The following is a 24,004-nucleotide window of genomic DNA, read 5'->3' as shown; positions in this document are numbered from 1 at the left end:
ACCTTGCTGACCTTGCTGATTTTGGTCATTCTGGTCTTTGGAGTCAGAATCGCCTTGCTGTTGCTGTTGCTGTTGCTGTTGCTTCTGAGCCTGTTCGACAATCTCTAGGTTCTTCTTCGCATAAGCATGTTCAGGGTTGCTTTCAAGAATACGTTGATACTCTTGGATCGCTTGGTCGTACTTACCTTGTTGGGCTTGAGCGTTAGCAAGGTTGTAGCGAGCATCTTCACTAGAAAGCTCTTGCAGCGTCTGCTCTGCGGCTTCGAAATCACCGGCTTTGTATTGAGCAATGCCTTTCCACTCTTGTTGGGTGAACTGTTCAGCAGCTTGTTGGAAGTCCTCGTCCTGATACAGCTGATAGCCTACTTGATCATTGGTTTTCCACGGGTTCGCAAACGCAGTATTTGGTTGGCTAAAAGAGATAACTCCAGCTAAGGCACACCAAATAACCCCTTTCCTGAATAATCCAAGTGCCGGAAGTAATAGCAAAGGCAGTAACCAGAAACCGTTGTTCACTCTGGTGTTGAGTGAGTTCTTGGTCTTGGTTACTTCCGATGTTGTTGCAACGCGGTCGAGGTAGCTCGCGATGTGTTCAACATCTGAGTTATCAAATTGAACTTCAGTGAACGTGCCACCATAGCGGCGTGTAAGCTCGCGCATGTTCTTCAAGTTGGTTCTTGCCACCACGGTTTGTCCTGAGTCGCTTTGCAGCATCGACCCCGTAGGTAACGAGATTGGCGCACCGTTTTCACTCCCTACAGCTAGAATCGACAATGTCCAATCGTTGCCAGAGAGTAGGGAGTCGATCTGCTTCTTCTCTTGGTCATCGATGTCATCAGCAATCAATACCAAATCACCTTGGTAGATCTTCGCGCGAGTCATCATATCAATCGCAAGCTTAACGGCTGATGCGGCATCACCACCTTGATAAGGCATGATATCTGGCGATAGGTTAGGCACTAGGTTTTTGATGGTGTTGATGTCTGACGTTAGCGGGCTAATGGTGTAAGCATCCCCAGCATACGCCACCATGCCTGTTAGCCCTTCCTTCCATAATGAAAGCAGATCAAGAGCCTTGTATCGCGCTTGAGTTAAGCGATTCGGCTTAATATCGGTGGCATACATTGACATCGACATGTCCATGATCACAACTCGTGCCTGCGTTTTTTCAAAGCTTGGTTGTTCGTTTTTCTCGAAGCTTGGCCCAGCTAACGCAATAACGCCGACCAGCCACCAAATACCGAAGTAAGTACTGCGATTTTTCGATGGCTTGCTTGATTCTGGCGCCAAGTAACGGGCGATGTGTGACGCGAGTAATCCTTGTTTGGACTGTGTCTTGCTCAGCCACCAAATAGCGGGCAGCACGGCAAGCGCCAAGAACCAATATGGGTAGATAAAAGTAAAGTTAGACATTGTTTCTCCTAATGGCTAACAGCATAAATGCGAAGAACATTGCCGCCGACAGTGGCCATACAAACCACTCTTGTTGCGGTCGCCAGATCTTAGTGGCGTTCGTCACGGGCTCTAACTGGTTAATGGTGTCGTAAATCGTCGCTAACTCTTTGCTGTCACGCGCTCGGAAGTACTGACCGCCGGTGCGTTTGGCAATTTCTATTAGTGTACGTTCATCCAAGTCTTGAGCAGTATTGACTTTGCGCGTCATGAAGAACTCTTTGACCATCATCTCGCCTGCACCGACGCCCACGGTGTAAATCGTTGCGTCGTATTTCTTTGCAATATCCGCCGCTTCTAATGGGTCTAATACCCCGGCGGTATTACTGCCGTCGCTGAGTAGAATCATTACACGTTGGGGCGCATCGCTATCGACAAAGGTTTTGGTGGCAAGACCAATACCATCACCAATCGCGGTTTGAGTACCAATCAGTTTTAACACCGCTTGATTGAGCTGTTGTGAAAGCGTATCTCTATCTAGCGTAAGCGGGGTCTGCAAGTAGGCGTGATCAGCAAATAGTACCAATCCGACTCGGTCACCTTTACGACGCTCAATAAAGTCACTCAATACGCGTTTCACCGCCGACAAGCGGTCGATGTATTCGCCATTGAACTGCATGTCTTCTTGGCTCATCGAATAGGAGAGGTCGACAACTAACATTAAATCACGATGCTTCGGCTGAAACTCCACCGGTTCGCCATACCATACAGGGCGTGCGCTCGCCGTAACCAGCAGAAGCCAGATAATCACGGACAACGCCTTTGGTAAGCGACTGCTCGGTGTTTTGGTATTGCTGTCTTCTGGCAGAAATGGAAGCCTTAGGGCATTGCTCGATTCTGACTTTGGTGAGAACAAGTAAACGAGCAACGGCAGTGGCGCGATGAAGAACATCCACCACCAAACGAACTCGATGTTTAGCAAGTCCCTGCTTAGAAACATAGTGCTTAGAAAATCACTCATAACGACCTCGCTTTGGAGGAAGTGCTTTGCGAAGCCAAGTTTCGCAATCATTAACCAATTGCTGTTGAGCCTTTTTCTGTTCGTCGTTCATTAGGGCTACATCTTGATAGAGCGCTTGTTGCCACTGGGATTGTTTTGCTACAAATAACGGCTTCGCCAATTGCGCATCTAAGAACTTCAACCAATCATCACCAGACAAACCTGCAATTTTTTCACGAGGGAAATAGCTCAGTGCTGCTTGACGAAGGATGCGTTGTGCTTTGCTCGGAGACAAGCCATCTTGGGACTGACTATTACTAAAGTAAGACAGCGCTTCTTGTTTCGCCTGTTGATTGTTTTTTCTACGTTTTAGAATGAAAAACACCAAGGCAATCAGGAAAATGGCTGTGATAATGACTGCCCACCAACCCCACGCCAAAGGCCACCAAGTCGGGGCGTCTGGCGCAATCACCGGACTTAAATCTAAGGGCTGTTTCATGACTGAGCTCCTGATATCTGGCTCATGAGTGACTGCGCACTCGACAGCGAGCTATAAGGTATCGCGAGAGATAACCCCATCTGTTGCAGCTGCTGTTTCTTAAGCGAAAAAGCATGGTTAAGCTTTTGCTTTTCTTTATTAGAAGAGAAATTAAACCATTGAGTTTTGCTGCCATCGGTGACCTGTTTAGAGCCTTTATAGGTGGTTTCACCTTGCTCTAGCGGGTCGTAGAAATGCACAAGACGTACTCTGTTGTGTCGGCGAATTTGACTGATAAGTGAGTAGTCACTTTCTTGGTAACGCACAAAGTCACTGAGCATAATAATATCGCTTCCTTTAGGGCAAAGCTGGTGCAGAGATTTCAGCCCATGCTCTAAGGTTGTGTCATTATGATTGTCGTGATGAGTCAGCGCTGCATTATTGATTTCTATGACTTTTTGCAAAATACGCAGTGGAGCATGGTTGCTTGCACTTGGCTTAATCTCAATGACCTCTTTGCCAGTATCGATCACCGCGCCAATTCGATCTTTTTGAGCCACAGTAAGCCAGCTCAGTTGGCTAGCAAAGTGTGCAAGTTGAACCGATTTCAGCAACAAGGTTGAGCCGAAAATCATACTGCTTGATAGATCCAAGAATAAAATGACAGGCTGTTCTCGTTCTTCAGAGAAAAGTTTGGTATGCGCTTTGCCCGTTCTGGCTGTTACACGCCAATCAATGCTGCGAATGTCATCTCCCGCTTGATATTGACGAACTTCAGAGAAATTCATCCCGCGACCTTTACGGTTGCTCTCGTGTTGGCCGTTAAGCTGTGACCAAAGGCTCTTGGCGGGAGGCAACCAGCGAACAGACTGCGCTTTGTATTGCAGCAGCTCATCCAGATTTAACGTGACGCCGTCACTATGGTTGGGTAGTTGATTATTCATGCGCGTATCCCTATGCGCTGCCAACCAATGAAATAAGGTGTGCGATCACTTGGTTTGCGGTGACACCTTCAGCTTGTGCGTGGTAGCTGCGCAGTAGACGGTGGCGTAACACAGGGAATGCCATCGCTTGAACGTCTTGTGGCGTGACGTAATCTCGTCCTGCAAGCCAAGCGTGAGCGCGGGCACAACGGTCTAACGCAATGGTTGCACGCGGGCTGACACCCATGTCTAACCATTGATCAAGTTGGTCACTGTATTGCTTAGGTTGGCGAGTCGCCATAACCAGTCTGATGATGTACTGCTCAATGGTGTCTGCCATGTGAATGTTGAGCACTTCTTGGCGCGCTTCAAAGATCGTTTGCTGAGATATCTGTTGTGGCTGAGCTGATTCGTTACCTTGAGCCTCACCACGGTTGAGTCGTAAGATCTCAAGCTCGCTTTCCATATCTGGGTATTCAACCTCTAGGTGAAGCAAGAATCGGTCTAACTGAGCTTCCGGTAGCGGGTAAGTCCCTTCTTGTTCAATTGGGTTCTGTGTTGCCATTACCAAAAATAGCTCAGGCAGCGCATAGGTTTTTCGACCGGCAGTTACTTGTTTTTCTGCCATCGCTTCCAGCATTGCCGCTTGAACTTTCGCCGGAGCACGGTTGATCTCATCCGCTAGAATCAATGAGTTGAAAATCGGGCCTGATTGGAAAGTGAACTCCCCAGTCTCAGGGCGAAAAATGTCGGTACCCGTCAAATCAGCTGGCAACAGATCGGGAGTGAATTGAATACGGTGGAAGTCACCCTCAACACAGTCAGCCAATGATTTTACTGCGCGAGTTTTTGCTAAGCCGGGAGGTCCTTCAACGAGGATATGACCATCTGCTAAAAGGGCGATCATCAGTTGCTTAACGAGCTCTTTTTGACCAATGATTTGAGACTCTAGATAGTTTTGAAGGACTTCGAAATTTGTTTTGTGCATTTTGGACTCTCTGGGTATCCATTTGATTTTTATTTTGAGTATTGGTCACTGATTTCGAGGAAAAAGTTCCAGTACATTTGCGTAATTTATTTTTTCAAAATTGGAAATATTTACAAGTGGTTAGCTAAAAACATCGTTAGGTTGTGATTATTACTATATCAATTGGTTTTTATATACAAAAGCTCGGCGGTGGGGAGTGGTTTGAGTTCGGTTGGGTCTCAGGGGGTGAGAACTAAAATTGACTCTCGACAATGCGGTATTTGCTTAGTTAATTCATGCTCAAGGTGAATATTTCTAATTGTTACATCATATTTGCAGTTTTTTGAGAAGAAAGTCTCTAGTTTTATTGGTTGTGGCCGATACATCACTCAGATTGTGCATTGCTTGTTGGAGTGCACTAAAAAAGTCCTGTTCAGGGTATACCAATAACGAGCGATTCTTTTTAAAGGTCCAAATATGTTTAAAACTAACTCTCTGAGTATCAAGCAAAAAGTTGTACTTGGAATTACCTTTGCGGTTCTTGCATCGACAGTGATTGTCGGCGCAATGGCACAACAACAAGCAAGAGATGTATTAAGTCATCGATTGATCGATATTGAACTTCCAGGAATGCTAGAGCGAATCAATGGTGAAATTGACCGAGAAGTCTCTCAGCTATTACTAGCGGCGGAGCAAATTGCTTCAAATGAATTTATTTCTGATGCTATCGAATCGACCGATCGCGATCCCGCACTAGAAAATAAACTGGTGAAACAGCTGAACAATGTTCGTAACCAGTATCAGTTGAACGATGCCTCGGTAGCGAACCGTCAAACAGCTTACTACTGGAATCAAGATGGTTTCTTACGTCAGCTAAACCAACAACAAGATGGTTGGTTCTTTGGCTTTACGCAATCTGGACAGCCGACCATGGTGAGCATGTTCCAAGAAGCGAATGGCGAAGTGAAGATGTTTGCTAACTATCAGCAGCCTTCTGGTTTGGCGATGTCTGGTCTATCAAAATCGATGGATGACATGGTTAACTTACTCAATGGCTTTAAGATTGAAAATACAGGCTTCGTATTCTTAACCGATAGCCAAGGTGATGTTCAAATTCACCGTGAGCGTTCTCGCAGTGACTCTTCACTTCAACAACTTTACGGTCCTCAAGCAAGCCAACTACTGAACAAGTCGGGTTTTAACCTGATTACCACTGAAAGCCAAGGCCAAGAGCTGTTCGTGGCGAGCTTGTATGTGTCTTCAATGGACTGGTTTGTTATTGGTGTCGTTCCGACTGGTGAAGTGTTTGCAGAGTTAGATGCGACAGCGCAGAAGATGCTGATCATGACTGCGGTTGTGGCATTAGTGTTTATCCTAATGGGCGTAGTTCTGGCGAACAGCATTACTCAACCGATCAAGCTTTTGGCTAAGCGTTTCGGCGACTTAGGTGAAGGCGACGGTGACCTTGCACAGCGTATCGAAGTGAAAGGCAACGATGAAATCGCACAGCTTTCAAAAGGCTTCAACGGATTCATTGAAAAGATTCACGAGTCGATGAAAGAGGTGTGTTCGACAAGCCAAGCGCTTCAAGTGGCGGCAGAGAGTGTTTCTAGCAAAGCCCACATCACCCACGACAACAGCCAAGAACAGCGCGACCAAACGCTTCAAGTGGTGGCTGCAATTAACCAAATGGGTATGACCATCAGCGAGATTGCATCGAACGCGGCAACCGCAGCAGAAACGGCAACTCAAGCTTCAGGCAATACGGAAGTAGGCCGCTCTGTGGTGAACAAAGCAAAAGACGCGATCAGTCGTTTGGCGCAAGATATTGAAAGCACGGGTCAGGTAGTAGAGCAACTGGCTTCTACAACTCAAGACATCGGTTCTATTCTGGGTGTTATTCGTGATATTTCAGAGCAAACTAACTTACTCGCATTAAACGCTGCAATTGAAGCCGCCCGTGCTGGTGAGCAAGGTCGTGGTTTTGCGGTTGTAGCGGATGAAGTACGTAACCTAGCAAGCCGTACCGCAGATTCAACGGAAGAGATTCAAAAGATGATCAACCAACTGCAAAGCGATGCTAAAGATGCGGTAACGGCAATGAGTGCGGGTAAGGTGATTACCCTTGAAGGTGTATCGGCTTCGGATGAAGCGGTAGACGTGCTGAGTGGCATTTCAGACCGTATCGTTGATATCACAGACCGTAACACTCAAGTGGCAACGGCAACGGAAGAGCAATCAACCGTAGTTCACACCATCAACCAGAACATTGAAGAGATTAATGCAATCAACGAAGTGACAACGGGCACGGCTGAGCAACTTGCTGAAGCGAGCCAAGAGCTTCGTGATCTATCGTCTCGTCTAGATAAGATGGTTGGTTCATTTAAGCTTTAATTCTTTCAAGCTGTAACATGGCTTAGAAAGGGATATAGACGAAGAGCTGGATTCATTTCATCGTGAATTCAGCTCTTTTTATTTACGGGCTTGTTTTCTTCTAACTGACGTTCGCTTGATCTGGTTTCGGGCTTTGCACTCAATCGCCCTAGCATCATAGGGCGTAAATGAGTAAAATCTGGTTAGGTTTAATATTTAGGTAAGTATCATGAGCGATTTTGAAAAAGAACTAGAGCAGATGACTCAAGAGATGGGCGATGAGCCTGAGGTGAAACTGCCATCACTTGAAGAGCAAAAAGCAATTGTTGCTGAGTTCAAGCGACTAGAAGCGGAAGGCAAACTGACTCCTGAAGTGTTAGAGAAGCATTTTGGCCAGTTCAACAAACAGAATGATACGCCAATTCACTAAGTTGATTTAGACAGGTTTCATGTCTGAAAGAAGTGATATTAGCGGTTGGGTTCATAGCCTAACTAACAGATAAAGGTCTAGCGCTTGCTAGACCTTTTTTATTGCCGCTAGCGAAAGACCGAGTGGCTGACTCATGAACTATTCAATGTAAGTGAAACTCGTATCCAACACATAAAAATATCCAGCACATAAAAAAATCCCCCTTACTGAGTAAGAGGGATTCGATATGGGCAAGTTATATCCTAAAAGGCTAAGCGATTAGTCTGTGCCGTATTCTTTGTACAAACGACGACATGCGCGGCCATCGCTGTGGAACAGGTGACAACGGTGCGCTGGAATACCAATCGCCAACTTGTCACCAGACTCAATCGTCAACGTGTCTGGTTGGCGATAAATAACGTCAGCATCAGCACTTTCGAGGTTTAGGTAAACTTGTGTTTCGTTACCTAGTTTCTCGACCATCATCACTTCAGCTTCAATCGTCGCGTCACCTGATTCAGCAGACATCAAGTGTTCAGGGCGAATACCCAGAGACATACGATCGCCAGCATTAACCGTCGTCCCGTCAACAGGAATCCAGAAAGTCATGCCATTAGAAAGTTGTACCAATACGCGTTCTGCTTCAGCTTGTTCAATGTGTACCGACATGAAGTTCATCTTCGGTGAGCCAATAAAGCCAGCAACGAAACGGTTTTGAGGGTAGTGGTAAAGGTCAAGCGGCTTACCGACTTGAGATACATAACCACCATCCAGAACAACGATCTTATCCGCCATTGTCATCGCTTCCACTTGGTCGTGGGTAACGTAGATCATGGTACAACCCAGTTGACGCTGTAGCTTGGTGATTTGCGAACGCATTTGAACACGTAGCGCGGCATCTAGGTTTGATAAAGGCTCATCAAGTAGGAATACGTTTGGTTGAGAAACCAGAGTACGACCAATCGCAACACGTTGACGTTGACCACCAGACAATGCTTTAGGTTGACGCTCAAGAAGGTGACCAAGCTGAAGAATTTCTGCTGCATGTTCAACACGCTTGTCGATTTCAGCTTTATTTGCGTTTGCTAGCTTAAGACCGAAAGACATGTTGTCGTATAGGTTAAGGTGAGGGTAAAGCGCGTATGATTGGAATACCATACCCACGCCACGCTTTGACGGCTCAACGTCGTTCATGCGTTGGTCGCCAATGTACAAATCACCAGACGTAATGTCTTCTAGACCTGCGATACAACGTAATAGCGTCGATTTACCACAACCTGAGGGTCCAACGAATACTACGAATTCACCTTCGTTGATGTCTAAGGTTACATCCTTAGAAATCTGTACATCACCATATGATTTATAAACGTTTTTTAACGTGACACTCGCCATCTAGCTTGTCCTCGATCGATCAAATTTTAAGTTTTACTGCTTATCATTATAAGAAATTTTTGGGTCAGCAGTAACTGTAGGAATTGGTAAGTATTGAGTGAGTAAGAAAAAAGTGGGTGAGACTTGGCTTCTTTAACCAAGCCCACCCGTCATAGCCAAACTGATGCCCATTTCCCCCGCATCCAGCTAAACCTCCCCCGTGATTCAATCACAGATTTAGCTCGATGCTAATATAAGACACCAGCGGGCAGTGAAGCCAACTAAATGAATAATGCGTCAACGCATAACACTTGCCGGTAAAGGGTTCTTACTATCCACTCTTGGATGAATGCAGTTTCGGTGAAATGGCGTAAGGGTACATCCTCCTAATGGAAAATTAACTAGGGGGAGTAGGAGGGGAGGAGTAGATAAATGGGGTTATCCTCAATTGGCGATCCAGTTCAAATAAATCCACCACGTAACGGTGATGTGGATCACGATGAGTATACACTTTGTGACTTCGCTCTCTAATCTGACCGGATGACGATCACGAAATTAAGCCATAATAGCTAGGGCGTAGTGGCTAGGATGATGAGCTGTCATCGATTTTCTCAGATCATAACCTCCGAAAACTGGCTCGTCTTAATTGAATGCGCCCTACGTATAAATATAAAAAGGATATTGACATGAAAAACGCTCTAAGCGCTGTAGCTCTAGGTACAATAGTAGCTCTGGGTTCATTTGGTGCAAACGCTGCTATCGAAGAAGGTCAACTAACTATTTGGGTTGGTGGCGATAAAGCTTATGAAGGAATGGCTGAAGTAGGTAAACGTTTCGAAGAAGATACTGGCGTTAAAGTAACAGTAGCTTTTCCAGATAAACTAGAAGAGAAATTCTCTCAAGTAGCAGCAGCTGGCGATGGCCCAGACATGATCTTCTACGCTCACGACCGTTTTGGTGGTTTTGCAGAAGCGGGTCTTCTTGCTGATATCAAACCTTCTAAAGAGACTAAAGAAGGTATCGTAGACTTCGCATGGGACGCTGTTTCATACGAAGGTAAAACAATCGCATACCCTGTTGCTGTTGAGTCAGTTTCTCTAATTTATAACAAAGCGCTTGTTCCTAACCCACCTAAGTCTTGGGAAGAAATTCCAGCACTTAACGCTGAGCTTCAAAAAGACGGCAAGAAAGCAATCATGTGGCCTCTACGTGGCGGAGCTTACTTCACATGGCCTCTACTAGCAGCTGACGGCGGTTACGCATTCAAACAAACTGCTGAAGGTTACGATATTAAAGATGCGGGCGTAGCGACTGACGGTGTTCAGAAGTCTCTAGGTTTCATCGAGAAGATGGTACAAGACAAAGTTATCTCTGCCGACATGGATTACTCAGTAGCTGAGTCTGAGTTTGTTGCAGGTAACGTTGCAATGACAATCAACGGTCCTTGGGGCTGGGCAAACATTGAGAAAGCTGGCGTAGACTACGGTGTAGCAACACTACCTAAGTTTAACGGTAAAGCGTCTAAGCCTTTCGTTGGTGTATGGGCAGGTGGTATCAGTACTGCTTCTCCAAACCGCGACCTAGCTGTTGAGTTCATGGAAAACTACCTATTAACAGATGAAGGTATGAAGACCTTGAACGACGACAAGCCACTTGGCGCTGTTGCTCTTAACTCTTTCCAACGTCAATTAGACAGCGACACACGTATTGCAGCAACAATGGACAACGCGATGAACGGTGAAATCATGCCTAACATCCCTCAGTTCACAACGTTCTGGTACAGCATGGAAGAAGCGATTGGTAACGTAGTTGACGGTCGTCAATCTGTTGATCAAGCACTCGACGCTGCTGAAGCTCGTATGACTAAGTAATAATAAAGCATTACCTTTTAAGGAGGGGGCAACCTCTCCTTACTTTTCTATTTTTATATCTCGTTAGCAGGTTCCTCTATGCAGTCAGTTCAAGGTTCAGATGCGATCCCGGCACCATCAAGCCTTCCAGGCAGTAAAAGCGTCTTCATCAAATGGGGGTTGCTTGGTAGTGTTGGTTTAATTAACGGCTACGCTACAATTTTAATGTATTCTCGCGGTGAGCTCGCATTTGCGCTGCTTACGGTGATCTTAACGGCTTTGGCACTTTACATTTTTGGCAGTAAGAAAACTTACGCCCACCGTTACATTTACCCAGGTATTGCCGGAATGATCTTATTCATTCTTTTCCCATTGGCATACACCGTAGGGCTTGCGTTTACTAACTACAGTGCAAAAAACCAGCTTTCTTTAGAGCGTACTCAAACCGTTCTTTTAGACCGTTCATTCCAAAGCGGTGAAAGTTACCCATTTACTTTGTACAAAACAGATGACGGTCACCAGATCGTAGTGAAAGATGGCGACCAGCTGTTGGCAACTGACGTATTTTCTCTAGACAATATGACAGAAACAGAGATGGACCTATCTGTTATTGAGTCTGCGCAAGGTGAAAAAGAGAAGATCAAAGCGATCATTCAAAACCGAGCAGCAATCAGTGGTGTTGATTTCAATCTACCTGACGGTGGTGACATCCGCATGAGTGGCTTACGTAAGTTTGCTTCTGTTGCTCCGCTTTACACGCTACAAGACGATGAAGAAACGTTAATCAACAATGAAACGGGTGAAGTTCTCAAGCCAAATATGGATGTGGGTTTCTACCAGCCTGTTGATGCAAATGGTGAGTTTACGGGTAATACCATCTCTCCAGGTTTCGTGGTTAGCATTGGTACGCATAACTTTGAGCGTGTATGGAAAGATGACGGCATTAAAGAACCGTTTATCAGCATCTTTATTTGGACGGTTATCTTCTCGGTATGTACCGTAGCGTTCACGCTAGTTATCGGCCTTGTATTGGCTAACATCGTGCAATGGGAAGAGTTGAAAGGTCGTTCTATTTATCGTGTTCTACTGATTCTGCCTTACGCCGTACCCGCGTTTATCTCGATTCTTATCTTTAAGGGTCTATTCAACCAAAGCTTTGGTGAGATCAACATGGTGCTTGAGAGTATCTTTGGTTTAAGTCCTAACTGGTTCTCAGACCCGATTCTTGCAAAAACCATGGTGTTGATTGTTAACACATGGCTAGGTTTCCCTTACATGATGATTCTGTGTATGGGTCTACTAAAAGCGATTCCTGAAGACTTGTACGAAGCATCAGCGATTGATGGTGCGAACTTCATTGATAACTTCAAGCGCATTACGTTCCCATTGATGATTAAACCGCTTACACCGCTATTGATTGCAGCGTTTGCCTTTAACTTCAACAACTTTGTAATGATTCAACTATTGACTAACGGTGGCCCGAACATGATTGGTACTTCTGAGCCAGCGGGTTACACAGACTTGCTTGTAAGTTACACGTATCGAATCGCATTCGAAGGCGGCGGCGGTCAAGACTTCGGTCTAGCAAGTGCTATCGCAACGCTTATCTTCCTACTGGTTGGTGCACTAGCGTTACTAAACCTTCGTTTCACTAAACTGACTCAAGATTAAGGAGCACGACAATGGCTATGGTACAAGGTAAAGGCCTTAAATACCGACTATGGGCAACGCATTTTGCGCTGTGGTGCTTCTTAGCGCTCATTATTTTCCCACTGTTAATGATTATTGCTATCTCATTCCGTGAAGGTAACTTTGCAACCGGTAGCTTGATTCCAGATAACCCATCTTTGGAACACTGGAAGCTAGCATTAGGTATGTCAGTGACGAACGCTGATGGCTCGGTAACGCCACCTCCGTTTCCAGTACTGACTTGGTTATGGAACTCAATAAAAGTAGCCGGTATTACCTCTATTTTAATTGTGGCACTGTCTACAACATCGGCTTACGCATTTGCTCGTATGCGCTTCAAAGGTAAAGAAACTATCCTGAAAGCGATGATGATTTTCCAAATGTTCCCAGCAGTACTCGCTCTTGTAGCAATCTACGCGCTGTTTGACAAACTTGGTCAATACATTCCGTTCTTAGGCTTGAATACGCACGGTGGTCTAATCTTCTCTTACCTAGGTGGTATTGCACTGCACGTATGGACGATTAAAGGTTACTTTGAAACGATTGATAACTCTCTGGAAGAGGCAGCTGCCCTTGATGGTGCAACGCCTTGGCAAGCATTCAGACTGGTTCTACTACCGCTGTCTGTGCCAATCCTAGCGGTTGTGTTTATCCTATCTTTCATTGGTGTTGTTGGTGAGGTGCCAGTAGCGTCTATCCTACTTACAGATGTGAACTCTTACACGCTAGCAGTAGGTATGCAGCAGTACCTATACCCTCAGAACTACCTATGGGGTGACTTTGCGGCAGCGGCTGTACTATCAGCACTTCCGATTACTATCGTGTTCTTACTTGCTCAACGTTGGTTAGTTGGTGGTTTGACGGCAGGTGGTGTAAAAGGATAAGCTGTACTCTATAAGAAAGAAAAAGAGCGACCGTTAGGTCGCTCTATATTGGCATTTTTATTACATCATTTGGTTTGGCCGCCGATCAGTAATAAAAATAACCCTCAGGTTACGCATAGCTGGCTACTAATCAGGTTCCTTACGCTATTAATGATTAGTGGTTTTTGTAACTCTAACCCAGGTATTTACTTGGGTTTTTTTATGCCTGCTACTTTTTGTTTTTTGTGTCAGCGTTACTCGTTAACTATCGCGCTCATATCTACTTTAAAACCCAAAGTTTCGAGTTACTTCTCTCCTAAATACCGACCACTTCATTTTGGTTACTTGTAGAAATGAACTAGTCTCACAAATCAGACACTCAGTATAAGTGGCTGTTGTACTATTGATATGTTGTGAATATTCCAATGCGTGATACTTCAATGATTTGTATGCAACAAAACCTGAAATTGCACTGAAAATGTATGGGTAAGCGAGAGGTAGTTACAAAATATTCAAGTGACATTCATGATGATTATGGAGGTAGGTTTATTTATGCTTCTGGTTTTTGGTTGGACTTAGAAGTTAGAACTCTTTACTAGAAGGAGCACAACCTAAGTGTTGCAACAACACATAGATACTTTCTTGATCGAGTGCCACGCGACGAAATAGATCGGCAAATGTCGGATCTCCACCGAAACACGTTTGGATATAGTGGTTGATTTCATTGCTGTCGTAGCCTTCGACGTACAAAGTTCTAACCCATTGGTACTCAACAGCCTTTAAATTGTTCAGTGTAGACTCGCTAAGAGTGGGGCGTATGACGCTCAAGAGTGGCTCCAAGAAATTCAAATGCATCTATTATGATTGGCGGTATTTAATCAGAGCAAAATGACGACTTTATTACAGTCAAAATAAATCAGTGAACAAGTGCCGATTCATTTCAACCTTTGGCTGGGTATCACGCTCTTATCGTCTGTATTGGGTGTGCAGCGGATTTGGCGGTGTAGAGCACGAAGGTATCAAATAGATCAATGCCAAGCAGGCGCTTGGCATTGTAATAAAGTTTTATAGGGGGAGGGCTGCTGGTGGACCTTATTTCAGGTACTTCACGTGAGCTTCCATCTCTTCACCAATCTGTTTTCGCATGTTCATTAGGCGAATAGCCGAATCTCGTAATTCGATGTCTTCTGGCGTCTCTGGTATCCACTCTGGCACTTTAGTCGGATTACCATTCTCATCGACAGCGACCATAATAACGATACAGTGAGTTGTTAGGCGGTTATTGAGCTCTTTAGGGTCGCTTGCTTGCACGTCGATAGCGATATGCATTGAAGATGAACCTGTGTAAATGACCTTTGCACTTACTTCCACAAGGTTGCCTACATGAATTGGGGCAACGAATCGAATTCCGCCTGCATAGGCTGTTATACAGTATTTACCGCTCCAACCTGCGGAACAAGCGTAGGCTGCTAAATCGATCCACTTCATTGCTGCACCACCATGAACTTTACCACCAAAGTTCACATCCCCGGGTTCAGCTAAAAAACGCAGAGTAACGTCTCGTTTACCATCTTGTCGGCTATTGCTACTGCTCATCTATCTTCCTTCATTATTATTTTGCTGCGTAACATGCTTGTTACTTGCTAGTAACAATATACTTAAGATGACATAAGTTAAAGCGGATAATCTCATGGTTAAGACTATTTTTTTCAAACAGATGATCAGTTGATGAATATTGGTGCTTAAAGGCGTATCAGGCGAATGGCAAACATGGATGAAGTGATATCAAGCAAGAGAATAGAAATACTGATTAAGTCACTAGATAGGTCGATTGCAAAAAAAACACCTAGCGTAATGCTAGGTGTTTCTAAGCCGTGTGGTACTCATGTCGGTACTTTTTTGTGTTAGCCAACCAACCGCTGTTGATTTGGTTTAGTTAAAGTGGCTGTATCTCAGATACCACTAAAGTGGTAGTGATTATTGTTTTCTTATCAGCTCACTTTTACTGTTTTAAAGAGTATAGATCCTTCGCGTAGATATTTCCTTTCGGATTATTGTTTGGGAAGCCTTTTAGTGTATTTCGTACTAATCGTGTGTGATTGTAATGATATAAAGGTATAACTGCTGAAGAATAGTTGAGTAACGACTCATCGTGCTGATATAAAGTAAAGCGTTTAGACTAATCTTCCGTTTTACTCGCTTGCTGTAAGGGCTCATCATAGTATGGATTACAGTAGCCACTCTCATTTGCTGTGTGAAACGTGAGTTTGAATTTTTACCCTAATGTGAGCGTTGGGTAATGCGTTTAGCTTTGTTGAGGGAGAGGAGCCTCAAGCCTTGGTTTTCTTCTGATTTGAGCAAGGATGACACCTGAAATCACCATCACACCACCAATGATGTGGAACTGGTTAATCTCTTCACCAAGCCATGTCGCGGCTAATACGATCGCAACAACCGGAAGCAAATTCATGAACATCGCACTTGAGTCAGCACCAATGGTGTCAATTGCTTTCACCCACATCCAAGGCGCTAAAATCGAAGCGGCAACCGCGGCGTAAGCTATCAATGGGATCGCTTGTTGCGGTGGTAACAGTTGTTCGCTGGTAAGCCAAAGTGGCGTAAGCATCGCGACAGCAAACAGACCCTGAATGTAAATCACCACCCAGCTACTGATGGGCATTTTCCAGCGTTTCAATAGCACACAGTAAGAAGCATAAACAAAGGCCGCAATCAGCATATAGCCATCGCCTTGAGTCAATTCTTGATGCATGAAGAACAAAGGGTCGCCTTTGCCTAACATCAGAGCTAAGCCTGACAGTGACAACACACCGCCAACAATACTTAAACTAGAAATGGACTTGTGCAACAAAGGAACGCTTAGAAATACACTGATCAACGGGACTAGAGACGTGATCAATGCCATGTTGGAAGCGGTTGTGGTTAAGCCGGCGTAGTAACCTAGAGATTGGTTCAACACCATGCCCAAAAAGCCGAGGAACGCTAATTTCGATAGGTTTGGCTTAATGACAGCCCACTGCTTCATCACTGGGCGAATACAGAAAGGCGTGAGAATTAACATCGCAAAAAACCAGCGGTAAAAACTCATTGCGCTAGGTTCTATGGTGCTTGCAGCAAGCTTGTTGACGATTGCATTGGCGCCCCAGATACAGACTGTAAAAAATGGTAATAGGTAATGCATGTGAATTCCGTGGCGAATGAGTTGGTGCGGCTAGTTTGACAGGTCGTTATACTTACAAGTATCTTTAGAAAGACATTAAGCGCGATAGGAAGACAAGTTTGAAAAAACACTCCAGAAACCTTCATCCATCCTTATTAATTGATAAGGCACCATCCAACGTATTTATGAATTTTGAAGCGTTTCTTTCGAACACTGAAACCCGAGTTCATAGCCACTCATGGGGACAGGTTCAATTGATCAGTGGTGGTATATTAGAGATGGAAGCGGAAAGCACTCGATTTCTAGCGCCACCACATCTAGCGATTTGGGTACCGGCCGGGGTGATGCATTGCAGTTATAACCGTAAGCCTTTGGACTACTGTTCACTAAATATCGCCCCAGAACTCACGCAACACCTGCCAGATAAAACCAGCCTTATAAAGATCACGCCGATTGTGTCTTCTATTATCGATGATTTTCGCGATCGTGGGATCAATGTTGCGGAAACCGAGCAAGACCAAAGGCTCGTTCAGGTACTGCTTGACCAACTTGCGCAGCGTGAGGTTGAACACCACTTCTTGCCTTCAACCGATAATAAGTATCTAGCGCCTATATTGGCTTCTGTTGAAGAGAACCCAACCGATGAAGTGACGCTGAAAGATTGGGCTGAACGTGTCCACACCACGGAAAGAACCCTTTCTCGCCACTGCCAGACCGAGCTTGGAATGAGCTTTACCGAGTGGCGACTGCGAGTGCGCTACCTATACTCAATGGACTTGTTGAGAAACGGCCAATCGGTTAAAGAGGTCGCTCTTACATTGGGTTATAACCAAGCAAGCCCATTTATCACCATGTTCAAACGTTACGCGAACCAAACGCCAGAGCAGTATAAGAACCGTTTGTTGTAGCTCGGTCTTGTTGCCAAAAGAACGGATGTTTGCGCTAGTTAGTGCGTAGATAGACCACAAGTGAATAGATAGACCATAAGTGAATACGTGCAGTATGAGCTTATGGAATCGCCCCTAACAGCCCATATATTTCGCTCTGTTGTTCGGTGACATCCTCATAGTGTTGGTTCAATAGAGCACTGTTGCTGCTCACTTTGAACAGTATGTACGTTTCTCCGTCGACCTCGAACCAATTGAAGGTTCCATGCTGGTTATACGTGGTCATTGTTTTGTTTATCTTCATGAGATATACATTAGCAGCGCAAGACATGCAGACGTACATAAGCCAAAGAAAGAAAAGAAAAACCACGAGCCTAATACTGTTTTTTCTTTTCCTACCTCTTCATTACTTTGCTGCCAACCAAGTTCACGAACCTGATCCTTGGTAAGGTTTAAGTCTAGTTTCTCGATGTATCTGTTGAGTTCGTCATTGTGCACTGAGCTAAGCATGTTCTATCTCCTCTAACCATTTGATTGGTATTTTAGGGGAGCCCAGTGTTTGGTTAAATTAGATATTTTTCAACAGGCGTTAAGGTAAATAGAACATATGGAATAACAAAAAACCTCCGTGGTGGAGGTTTTGGTTGAAAGTGTTTTAGTTGATGGTTATCGCGATGTATTTGTTGTTAGATTCCACCTGTATTAATACACAATCTAATACCCAGTCAACTCCATATAGCCAGACCCAGAATGAGAACCTTTGATTACAATTGGCCCTTCCCAATAAGGAACCGACAGCGGCATTTTGGCATTTGGATTGAGTGCCGAGACGGTCAGTTCGATCTGTTGAGTTGGAATCGAAACTTGCCACTTTGTTGGGTAGTCACTCACGTCGATTTTAGTTTGCTTGATGGCGGTTAAGCTGATGTCTTGCTGCTTAATCGTGATGCCGGAGCCATCTTGATTCATCAACTTCGCATGGGAATAACTGGCTTTGCCTGTTGTTGAGTTTCGAAGTTGAAATACCACCAAGCTGGTTTCATCACTCAGCCTTAGCGCAAACCAATCCCAACCTTGTTGCGAGTCGAGTAAAAACTGCGAGCTCCATTCTCTGTCTATCCAACCTTTGCCGGAAACTTGATGGGTGACGCCATCAATAGTTACCTCGCCCGATACATTGATGAATGGTTGGCTGTAGTAATAGGAAGCCACTTTGCCATCGCTACTTTTAGTGCTGTAGCCTTGTTCGCCTTGCTTTTGATATGGCGCGTTGTTGGTTAACTTAAGCGAATATCCAAATTGACCCGAGTTAGCGACCAATGTAGCTGGGAACAGGTCATCGGTCGTCGACGTCCATTGCCAATCATCGAGGTAAACACGAAACGGCGAATCGCTTACACCCGCCAGTTCAGCTTGGTCACGTGACCATTTTTCATCGGCATAGTGTTTATTTTTAGTGGTGACAGCGCTGTGCGCCATGTAAATCTGCTGACTTTGCCACGTAGTTTCCTTGGTGCTATTGCCACTTTCATGTGGTGCAGCCGCAAAGCGGAACTGTGTCCATTGCACACCTAACACATTGTCTTCTTCATCAATTAAGTTTGCGGTTAAATACCACCATTCATGACGAAAATCTGGATGTGCTTGATGGTCGGCAGGGAAGGCGATGTCGATACCTTTAACTACCGGTGTGAATTGATCAGTCTCTTTTTGTGTTTCATCGTCGGTTTGTTTTCCAGTGCCAAGTATTGAGCCCATATTTTGAGCTGATGGTTGAGTGGATTCATCGCACCCTAAAAGGAGCAAGATGCCAAGTGTGAGAACGAAAACTCTCATTGTTCGATTCATCACAACACCTCACTCTGTAAACTGGATACCACGGGTTTGCTGACCAAACGCCACAGTGGAATCAAGGTCGCAATCACTGCCACTAAAATGGTGATGGTTGCGATGCTGAGTGCATCACTCCAATTCCATACGTAATTTAAGCTCCAACCAAAGGCGCGTAGGGTAACGATGTCCGTCAACACATAACCGACCATAGCGCCGAGTGGTAAAGCGATAACCAGAGTGAAGGCGACCAGAACAACGATTTGCCCGACCACCATTGCCATCAATTTTTTCTGACTAACACCGAGTGCATACAGCCTTGCAATGGCGGCTTTACGTGCATCGAGCAACATGAAACAGGCGCAGAACAACCCAATCACCGCCACCATTAATGTGACGCCATTAAGCGCCCGCGTGATGGCAAAAGTTTGTGAGAAGATCTCTAAAGCGATCGATTTGATCTGTGCTTGATTGTAAAGCTGACCTGGGTGCAGATTGAGTTGTTGGCGTAACTGTTCGTACACCACTTGTGGGTCGCCAGAGACTTTGATTCCCAAGCTGGTGGGTAAGTCAGTAAATCCGCTTTCGATCCACAAATTAGGTGCAAGTAACACTTCGCCATTCGGTGAGCCGTAATCGTGGAAAATCGCCCCGACGATGAGCGCTTTGTCTTGGATCGCGTCGAGCTTGAGTCGGCTTCCAAGCGGCAAGCCGAGCTTCACTGCCGTAGGTTCGCTGATCGCCACGAATTCACCTTGGTAAAAGCGCGTCCAGAAATCATCAAGGTGGGATTGAAATACCATGGTTTGCTCAAGTGTGTCTTTGTCTTTGGTGCCGAGCAAAGTAGGTAAGCCCTGCAAGTTATCATCGACATAATATTGCTTATAAACGGTTTCAACATTTTCAAACTGCTCTAACGCACGTTCGACATTCGCGATTTCACCTTGGGCAGGGCTAACGTAAATATCGGCATGTAAGCGCTGTTCAAGCCATTGCTTTAACGTGGATTCAAAGCTGCCGACTAAGGTATTCATTCCGATATTGGCGGTGACAGCGAGAAGCAACGCCATCATGGCAAGGGAGAGAGGGGAAATAAGTTCACGTAGCTCAGCAAACAGATATTGTATTAACCCCGATTGGGTGCGTTTTTCGCTCCAGTTCGCTAGCACGCTTAGCGTTTTGGGCAGGTACAAAGGAATCGATACCACTAACACACCGAGCCATGCCATGGTGAAGCGATGATGTTCGCTCATCCATAAACCTGCTAACGCGAGAATAGTTAATACTGACCCGATAACAAACAGCTGATTTTCGTTAGACGTTTCCGGCGCTTGATAGAAACCGCCATGGGAAGAGAGGGGTTGTCGCACCCGCTGTTTAAAGTGTTGCCAACAAGCGACAAGCGTTGCGGCCAGCGTGAGTAGCAGTGCCTGCACTAACCATTGCCACTGCCATGTACCGGGAAGCAGTGTTGCACCATAAAGTTGCTCAAGTGTTATCGCGACGGTTGGATGCAGCCAATGGCTGAGTTGGATGCCGAGAATGAAACCAAGCGACGCGCCTAGTGTGACTAAAAGAGTCAGCTCGACTAACAGAGCTGAAAACACGATGCTTGGCGCAATGCCGGCTTGTTGAATTTGCACCAATAGCCGATTACGCTTCAGTAAACTGTACTTCACACCATTGTAAGCGATGAATAGGCCAACCAAAAACGCCAACAGACTCATGGCGGTGAGATTGAGGTGAAAGCTATCGGTAATTGAACCCAGATCCGTACTTTGGTTGTTGGAAATCCATCGTCCTTGCTCGCCAATAAGGCTTTGCCATTTATCCTGAGGATTGCTCTTAGTGTCGCTCTTAGTGTCAAAAATAGCGATGTAGCTCAGTTGCCCTTGCTTGTTAAGCAGTTGCTGAGCGAACCCAATATCCATCAACATTCGGCTACCTAGCTGCCATTCATCTGGTAGCACTACCACTTGAGTGAGCACTTCATCCAAAGTGAGTGTGTCTACTCCTCCCAAGTTCTGGTGTTGCGACTGGCTCATCATCACAATGGGTTCACCCGCTAAGAGTTGCGGCAAAGGTAAGGCATTGTAGAACAGGGACATGTTTGGTTCTTTGGTTTGAGTGTTGCTTTGTTCGTCGACGCGAGCGTGACGAGATCTTGAAGTGAGGGCGGCGATCAACTCACTGCCTTGAACTGACCAACGTCGACCTTGCTCGTCTCTTACTCGCCCTTCTATAACAGGTAGCGCTGCGCTTAATCCACTTTGTCTTAAGCTGAAGTAGAGCGATTCCGGCAAATAGTTTTGCCCTGCTGGTGGAATGATAAGGTTCTGCGCTTGAGCGCTAAGTTGCTCGGTCGATTCTGCATAACTGCGCTTGGCATTGAGGTTGATGGCTTGCACTGCGACAAACAAGGTGACCGCTAACACAATGCCGATCAGAATCGCTGCGGCTTGCAATGGTGATTGACGATAGTGCGCCGCGAATAGATTCAGAGTCAGTTTGGTATGGGTGAGCTGGTTCTGAGCGAAGCCAGTTTGCTTCATTGGATTACTCACAACGCTGCTGCTCTTGGGGTTAGATCGGCGTTCCTTAAACAACCATCATCTAACACCAATTTTGTCTGCATAAAGCTGGCGCATTCTGGGCTGTGCGTAACCAAAAGCACGGCAGTGTTGCCTTGTGTAGTGATTTCACTCAGCAGCTTCATTACCTCAATGCCTGCTTTGTGGTCGAGGTTGCCTGTGGGTTCATCGGCAAGCAGTAGTTTGGGTTTATGGGCAAGCGCACGCGCTATTGCCACCCGTTGTTGCTGACCGCCAGAGAGTGCGGATACGTGTCTTTCGAGTAGCTCACTGATGCCCAATGCATCAACTAAATAATCGCACCAGTCGCTCCATTTCTGTTGATTTAAATGAAGAGGGAAGGCGATGTTTTGTTTTACGTTGAGTGGGGTCAATAAGTTGAACTGTTGAAAGATAACGCCCAATTTTTGATGACGAAATCGGCTCCATTGTGGATCTTTCCAATTTGATGTGTTCTCGCCATCAAGCCACAATTCTCCACCGGATAGAGGTTCAAACCCCGCAATGATGTTAAGCAGAGTACTCTTTCCACTGCCACTCGCCCCTGTCAAAGCCACGCTTGCCCCTGTTGCCAAAGCGAAGTCGACATTTTCCAACACGCTATGAGTGTCTTTACCATCAACAAAGCTTTTGCTGGCATGTGTGAGTGTGACAATTGGGCTTTCCATTTCCTTTCCTTATAACCAAAACCTACCATCAAAAGGTGTCGTTACTTGTGGCAATTACTGAAGCGACAAGCTCTATAAAACTGTAGACAACAATTTGAAAAAGAAAGCGATTTATATCGAATAATTAATAACTTGTACTGCGAAAAGAGAGAAATAGATCAGTGTGAGGAGGAATACAGGTGTTTGTGGGAGCTTAGAGTCACCTCAGAGGCTTTCGAATTTATCGTCAGACGGTTCGTGACCACGTTTAAGTGCAATAAATCATGGTTTAACGTGTTAAAGGTTTTCTTTATGAAAGTGTGTTGGGGGAGGGGGATAGTGCTGTTTTTCTAACTTGTTAATGCCCCCAAGTTTCTTAGAGTATTAATTCTCTTGTTTTTACCCACTTTAGTTAGCCAAGTTCAACTAATCATTGTTTCATGTTTACTTGGTGGATTCTTATTACTGTCTCTATGCAGACATTTCGTGTCCTCCCCTCTCCTGAGTTATACGCTTTGGTCTAAATAGGCAAGTATTCGCAATATCATTCAATCTATGTAAGTGGTGATTACAAGCTGTTCTAACAATTATAATTCCTTATTAATGAATGACTGTTTTTATAAGTTTCGGGCATTTGTGTTTAATAGTCCACAATATCAGTCACAAATCGGTCAATAACGGGCTTGATGGCGATTTCGTCACAGTTTTGCCATTTTTTCATTGGTAAATTAATAATCAAGCAAGCGGGAGACCATTATGAGAAGCCTACAAATTGTTGAACTAATAAATGATCAAAGAAGTGCAACCGTCGAAGAAATAGCAGAAGCCTTTAATGTTTCTGTTGAAACCATTCGTCGAGATTTAAAAAAGCTTGATGAATCGGGCGCACTTAAAAGAGTCCATGGTGGGGCTATTAGTGTTCAAGAAATTGATGAAGGTCTTTCTTTTCATGCGCGTTCTAAGGACTATATAGAAGAAAAGGAATTACTGGTAAGCAAAGCGTTAGATTATATTAAAGAAGAAATGGTAATAGGTTTAGACGCAAGTTCATCGAGTTGGTGTCTCGCTCGAGAGATTCCAAATATCAGTTGCACTATTATTACCAATTCTCTTCAGAATGTTATTGCCCTTGAAGGTAAAAGTAATATTAATGTAATTTGTACTGGTGGCAGTTATTCCGAGAAGTACAGTAGTTTCTATGGTCCACTAGCAGTGGAGACACTGGCTAATATGTCTTTGGACGTCTGCTTCTTTTCCTGCGTTGGGTTTGATTATGACTCAGGAGTTTGGGATTCAAATGAATATAACTATCAAATAAAAAGAAGTTTTATCGATATATCTGATCAAGTTATTCTAATTGCCGATAAATCTAAATACAAAAAAAGAAGTCTTCTTAAAATATGTGATAACGAATCGGTAGATGTAGTAATAACTGATTTGTAATAACGTGAAACAAAATAAACTTTAAAATAAAAATAAATAATTTAATTAATAAATAAGGATATCTTATGAATGATACTCTCAATATAAGTTCGTCTGAAACACAGAGGAATAAT

At 44.8% G+C, this 24,004-nt stretch carries 21 protein-coding genes and 1 pseudogene; 7 read left to right on the top strand and 15 right to left on the bottom strand.

Annotation, left to right across the window (positions count from 1 at the left end; genetic code table 11):
- From AB4623_RS12330 to AB4623_RS12310, 5 genes are all read right to left on the bottom strand, one after another.
- Positions 1 to 1,413 (bottom strand): VWA domain-containing protein (locus tag AB4623_RS12330; RefSeq protein ID WP_372146492.1); only part of this gene is annotated, 1,413 nt, incomplete at its 3' end.
- A complete protein-coding gene (locus tag AB4623_RS12325) occupies positions 1,406 to 2,413 on the bottom strand; it encodes a VWA domain-containing protein (protein WP_017065686.1) in 1,008 nt (335 codons plus the stop codon). The genes AB4623_RS12330 and AB4623_RS12325, both read right to left, overlap by 8 nt.
- The gene (locus tag AB4623_RS12320) at positions 2,406 to 2,891 is read right to left on the bottom strand and encodes a DUF4381 domain-containing protein (protein ID WP_102428541.1); all 486 of its coding nucleotides are present in this window, start codon (positions 2,889 to 2,891) and stop codon (positions 2,406 to 2,408) included. The genes AB4623_RS12325 and AB4623_RS12320 overlap by 8 nt, the downstream gene beginning before the upstream one ends.
- Positions 2,888 to 3,814, bottom strand: a complete 927-nt coding sequence (locus AB4623_RS12315) for a DUF58 domain-containing protein (protein ID WP_372146490.1) — start codon at positions 3,812 to 3,814, stop codon at positions 2,888 to 2,890. Before AB4623_RS12315 ends, AB4623_RS12320 begins: the two co-directional genes overlap by 4 nt.
- A gap of 10 nt (positions 3,815 to 3,824) precedes the next feature.
- On the bottom strand, positions 3,825 to 4,781 hold the full coding sequence (locus AB4623_RS12310) for a MoxR family ATPase (RefSeq protein WP_017072421.1): 957 nt from the start codon (positions 4,779 to 4,781) through the stop codon (positions 3,825 to 3,827).
- A 456-nt stretch (positions 4,782 to 5,237) separates the two neighbouring features.
- On the opposite strand from AB4623_RS12310, the gene AB4623_RS12305 reads away from it, so the two are divergent.
- Together AB4623_RS12305 and AB4623_RS12300 are read left to right on the top strand one after the other, a co-directional pair.
- On the top strand, positions 5,238 to 7,154 hold the full coding sequence (locus AB4623_RS12305; protein WP_372146489.1) for a methyl-accepting chemotaxis protein: 1,917 nt from the start codon (positions 5,238 to 5,240) through the stop codon (positions 7,152 to 7,154).
- A 208-nt stretch (positions 7,155 to 7,362) separates the two neighbouring features.
- Positions 7,363 to 7,563 carry a hypothetical protein gene (locus AB4623_RS12300; RefSeq protein ID WP_010431457.1) on the top strand — a complete coding sequence of 67 codons (201 nt, stop codon included), beginning with the start codon at positions 7,363 to 7,365 and terminating at the stop codon, positions 7,561 to 7,563.
- A gap of 258 nt (positions 7,564 to 7,821) precedes the next feature.
- Here the strand turns inward: AB4623_RS12300 and malK are convergent, their stop codons facing one another.
- Complete coding sequence (gene malK, locus AB4623_RS12295) at positions 7,822 to 8,934, bottom strand: maltose/maltodextrin ABC transporter ATP-binding protein MalK (protein ID WP_372146487.1); 1,113 nt, start codon at positions 8,932 to 8,934, stop codon at positions 7,822 to 7,824.
- Positions 8,935 to 9,599: 665 nt separating this feature from the next.
- Here malK and malE point away from each other — a divergent pair.
- From malE to malG, 3 genes are all read left to right on the top strand, one after another.
- A complete protein-coding gene (gene malE / locus AB4623_RS12290) occupies positions 9,600 to 10,784 on the top strand; it encodes a maltose/maltodextrin ABC transporter substrate-binding protein MalE (protein WP_048614635.1) in 1,185 nt (394 codons plus the stop codon).
- A gap of 78 nt (positions 10,785 to 10,862) precedes the next feature.
- Positions 10,863 to 12,434, top strand: a complete 1,572-nt coding sequence (gene malF, locus AB4623_RS12285; RefSeq protein WP_372146485.1) for a maltose ABC transporter permease MalF — start codon at positions 10,863 to 10,865, stop codon at positions 12,432 to 12,434.
- Between the two features lie 11 nt (positions 12,435 to 12,445).
- Entirely contained in the window at positions 12,446 to 13,336 is an 891-nt protein-coding gene (gene malG, locus AB4623_RS12280; RefSeq protein WP_372146483.1) for a maltose ABC transporter permease MalG, read from the top strand.
- Between the two features lie 561 nt (positions 13,337 to 13,897).
- Here malG and AB4623_RS12275 read toward each other — a convergent pair.
- The 4 genes and pseudogenes from AB4623_RS12275 to AB4623_RS12260 all read right to left on the bottom strand — a co-directional run bounded on the left by AB4623_RS12275 (position 13,898) and on the right by AB4623_RS12260 (position 16,514).
- A complete protein-coding gene (locus AB4623_RS12275) occupies positions 13,898 to 14,170 on the bottom strand; it encodes a hypothetical protein (protein ID WP_019822928.1) in 273 nt (90 codons plus the stop codon).
- Between the two features lie 237 nt (positions 14,171 to 14,407).
- Complete coding sequence (locus AB4623_RS12270; protein WP_019822926.1) at positions 14,408 to 14,911, bottom strand: acyl-CoA thioesterase; 504 nt, start codon at positions 14,909 to 14,911, stop codon at positions 14,408 to 14,410.
- 406 nt (positions 14,912 to 15,317) lie between these two features.
- Positions 15,318 to 15,572 (bottom strand): annotated as a pseudogene (locus AB4623_RS12265) (peptide ABC transporter substrate-binding protein); the annotation flags it as partial.
- 48 nt (positions 15,573 to 15,620) lie between these two features.
- On the bottom strand, positions 15,621 to 16,514 hold the full coding sequence (locus tag AB4623_RS12260) for a DMT family transporter (RefSeq protein WP_102398405.1): 894 nt from the start codon (positions 16,512 to 16,514) through the stop codon (positions 15,621 to 15,623).
- Positions 16,515 to 16,612: 98 nt separating this feature from the next.
- Here AB4623_RS12260 and AB4623_RS12255 point away from each other — a divergent pair, with 98 nt between their 5' ends.
- Positions 16,613 to 17,401, top strand: a complete 789-nt coding sequence (locus tag AB4623_RS12255) for a helix-turn-helix domain-containing protein (protein ID WP_029235520.1) — start codon at positions 16,613 to 16,615, stop codon at positions 17,399 to 17,401.
- 100 nt (positions 17,402 to 17,501) lie between these two features.
- Here AB4623_RS12255 and AB4623_RS12250 read toward each other — a convergent pair whose 3' ends face one another.
- The 5 genes from AB4623_RS12250 to AB4623_RS12230 form a co-directional block, all read right to left on the bottom strand.
- A complete protein-coding gene (locus AB4623_RS12250) occupies positions 17,502 to 17,684 on the bottom strand; it encodes a hypothetical protein (protein WP_065583542.1) in 183 nt (60 codons plus the stop codon).
- Positions 17,681 to 17,890, bottom strand: a complete 210-nt coding sequence (locus tag AB4623_RS12245; RefSeq protein ID WP_048609786.1) for a hypothetical protein — start codon at positions 17,888 to 17,890, stop codon at positions 17,681 to 17,683. Before AB4623_RS12245 ends, AB4623_RS12250 begins: the two co-directional genes overlap by 4 nt.
- Before the next feature lie 204 nt (positions 17,891 to 18,094).
- Positions 18,095 to 19,216: a lipocalin-like domain-containing protein gene (locus AB4623_RS12240; protein ID WP_372146496.1), complete on the bottom strand. Its 1,122-nt coding sequence runs from the start codon at positions 19,214 to 19,216 to the stop codon at positions 18,095 to 18,097.
- 11 nt (positions 19,217 to 19,227) lie between these two features.
- Positions 19,228 to 21,762: an ABC transporter permease gene (locus AB4623_RS12235; RefSeq protein ID WP_372146494.1), complete on the bottom strand. Its 2,535-nt coding sequence runs from the start codon at positions 21,760 to 21,762 to the stop codon at positions 19,228 to 19,230.
- A gap of 8 nt (positions 21,763 to 21,770) precedes the next feature.
- Positions 21,771 to 22,469, bottom strand: coding sequence for an ABC transporter ATP-binding protein (locus tag AB4623_RS12230; RefSeq protein ID WP_372115645.1), 699 nt, complete (start codon positions 22,467 to 22,469; stop codon positions 21,771 to 21,773).
- Positions 22,470 to 23,204: 735 nt separating this feature from the next.
- On the opposite strand from AB4623_RS12230, the gene AB4623_RS12225 reads away from it, so the two are divergent.
- Complete coding sequence (locus tag AB4623_RS12225) at positions 23,205 to 23,891, top strand: DeoR/GlpR family DNA-binding transcription regulator (RefSeq protein WP_048662208.1); 687 nt, start codon at positions 23,205 to 23,207, stop codon at positions 23,889 to 23,891.
- The last annotated feature ends 113 nt before the right edge of the window (positions 23,892 to 24,004 follow it).

It is taken from the genome of Vibrio sp. 10N.222.52.C12, from assembly GCF_041474215.1.
Classification (GTDB): domain Bacteria; phylum Pseudomonadota; class Gammaproteobacteria; order Enterobacterales; family Vibrionaceae; genus Vibrio; species Vibrio crassostreae_C.
This window is presented reverse-complemented; position numbering and strand designations above follow the sequence as displayed.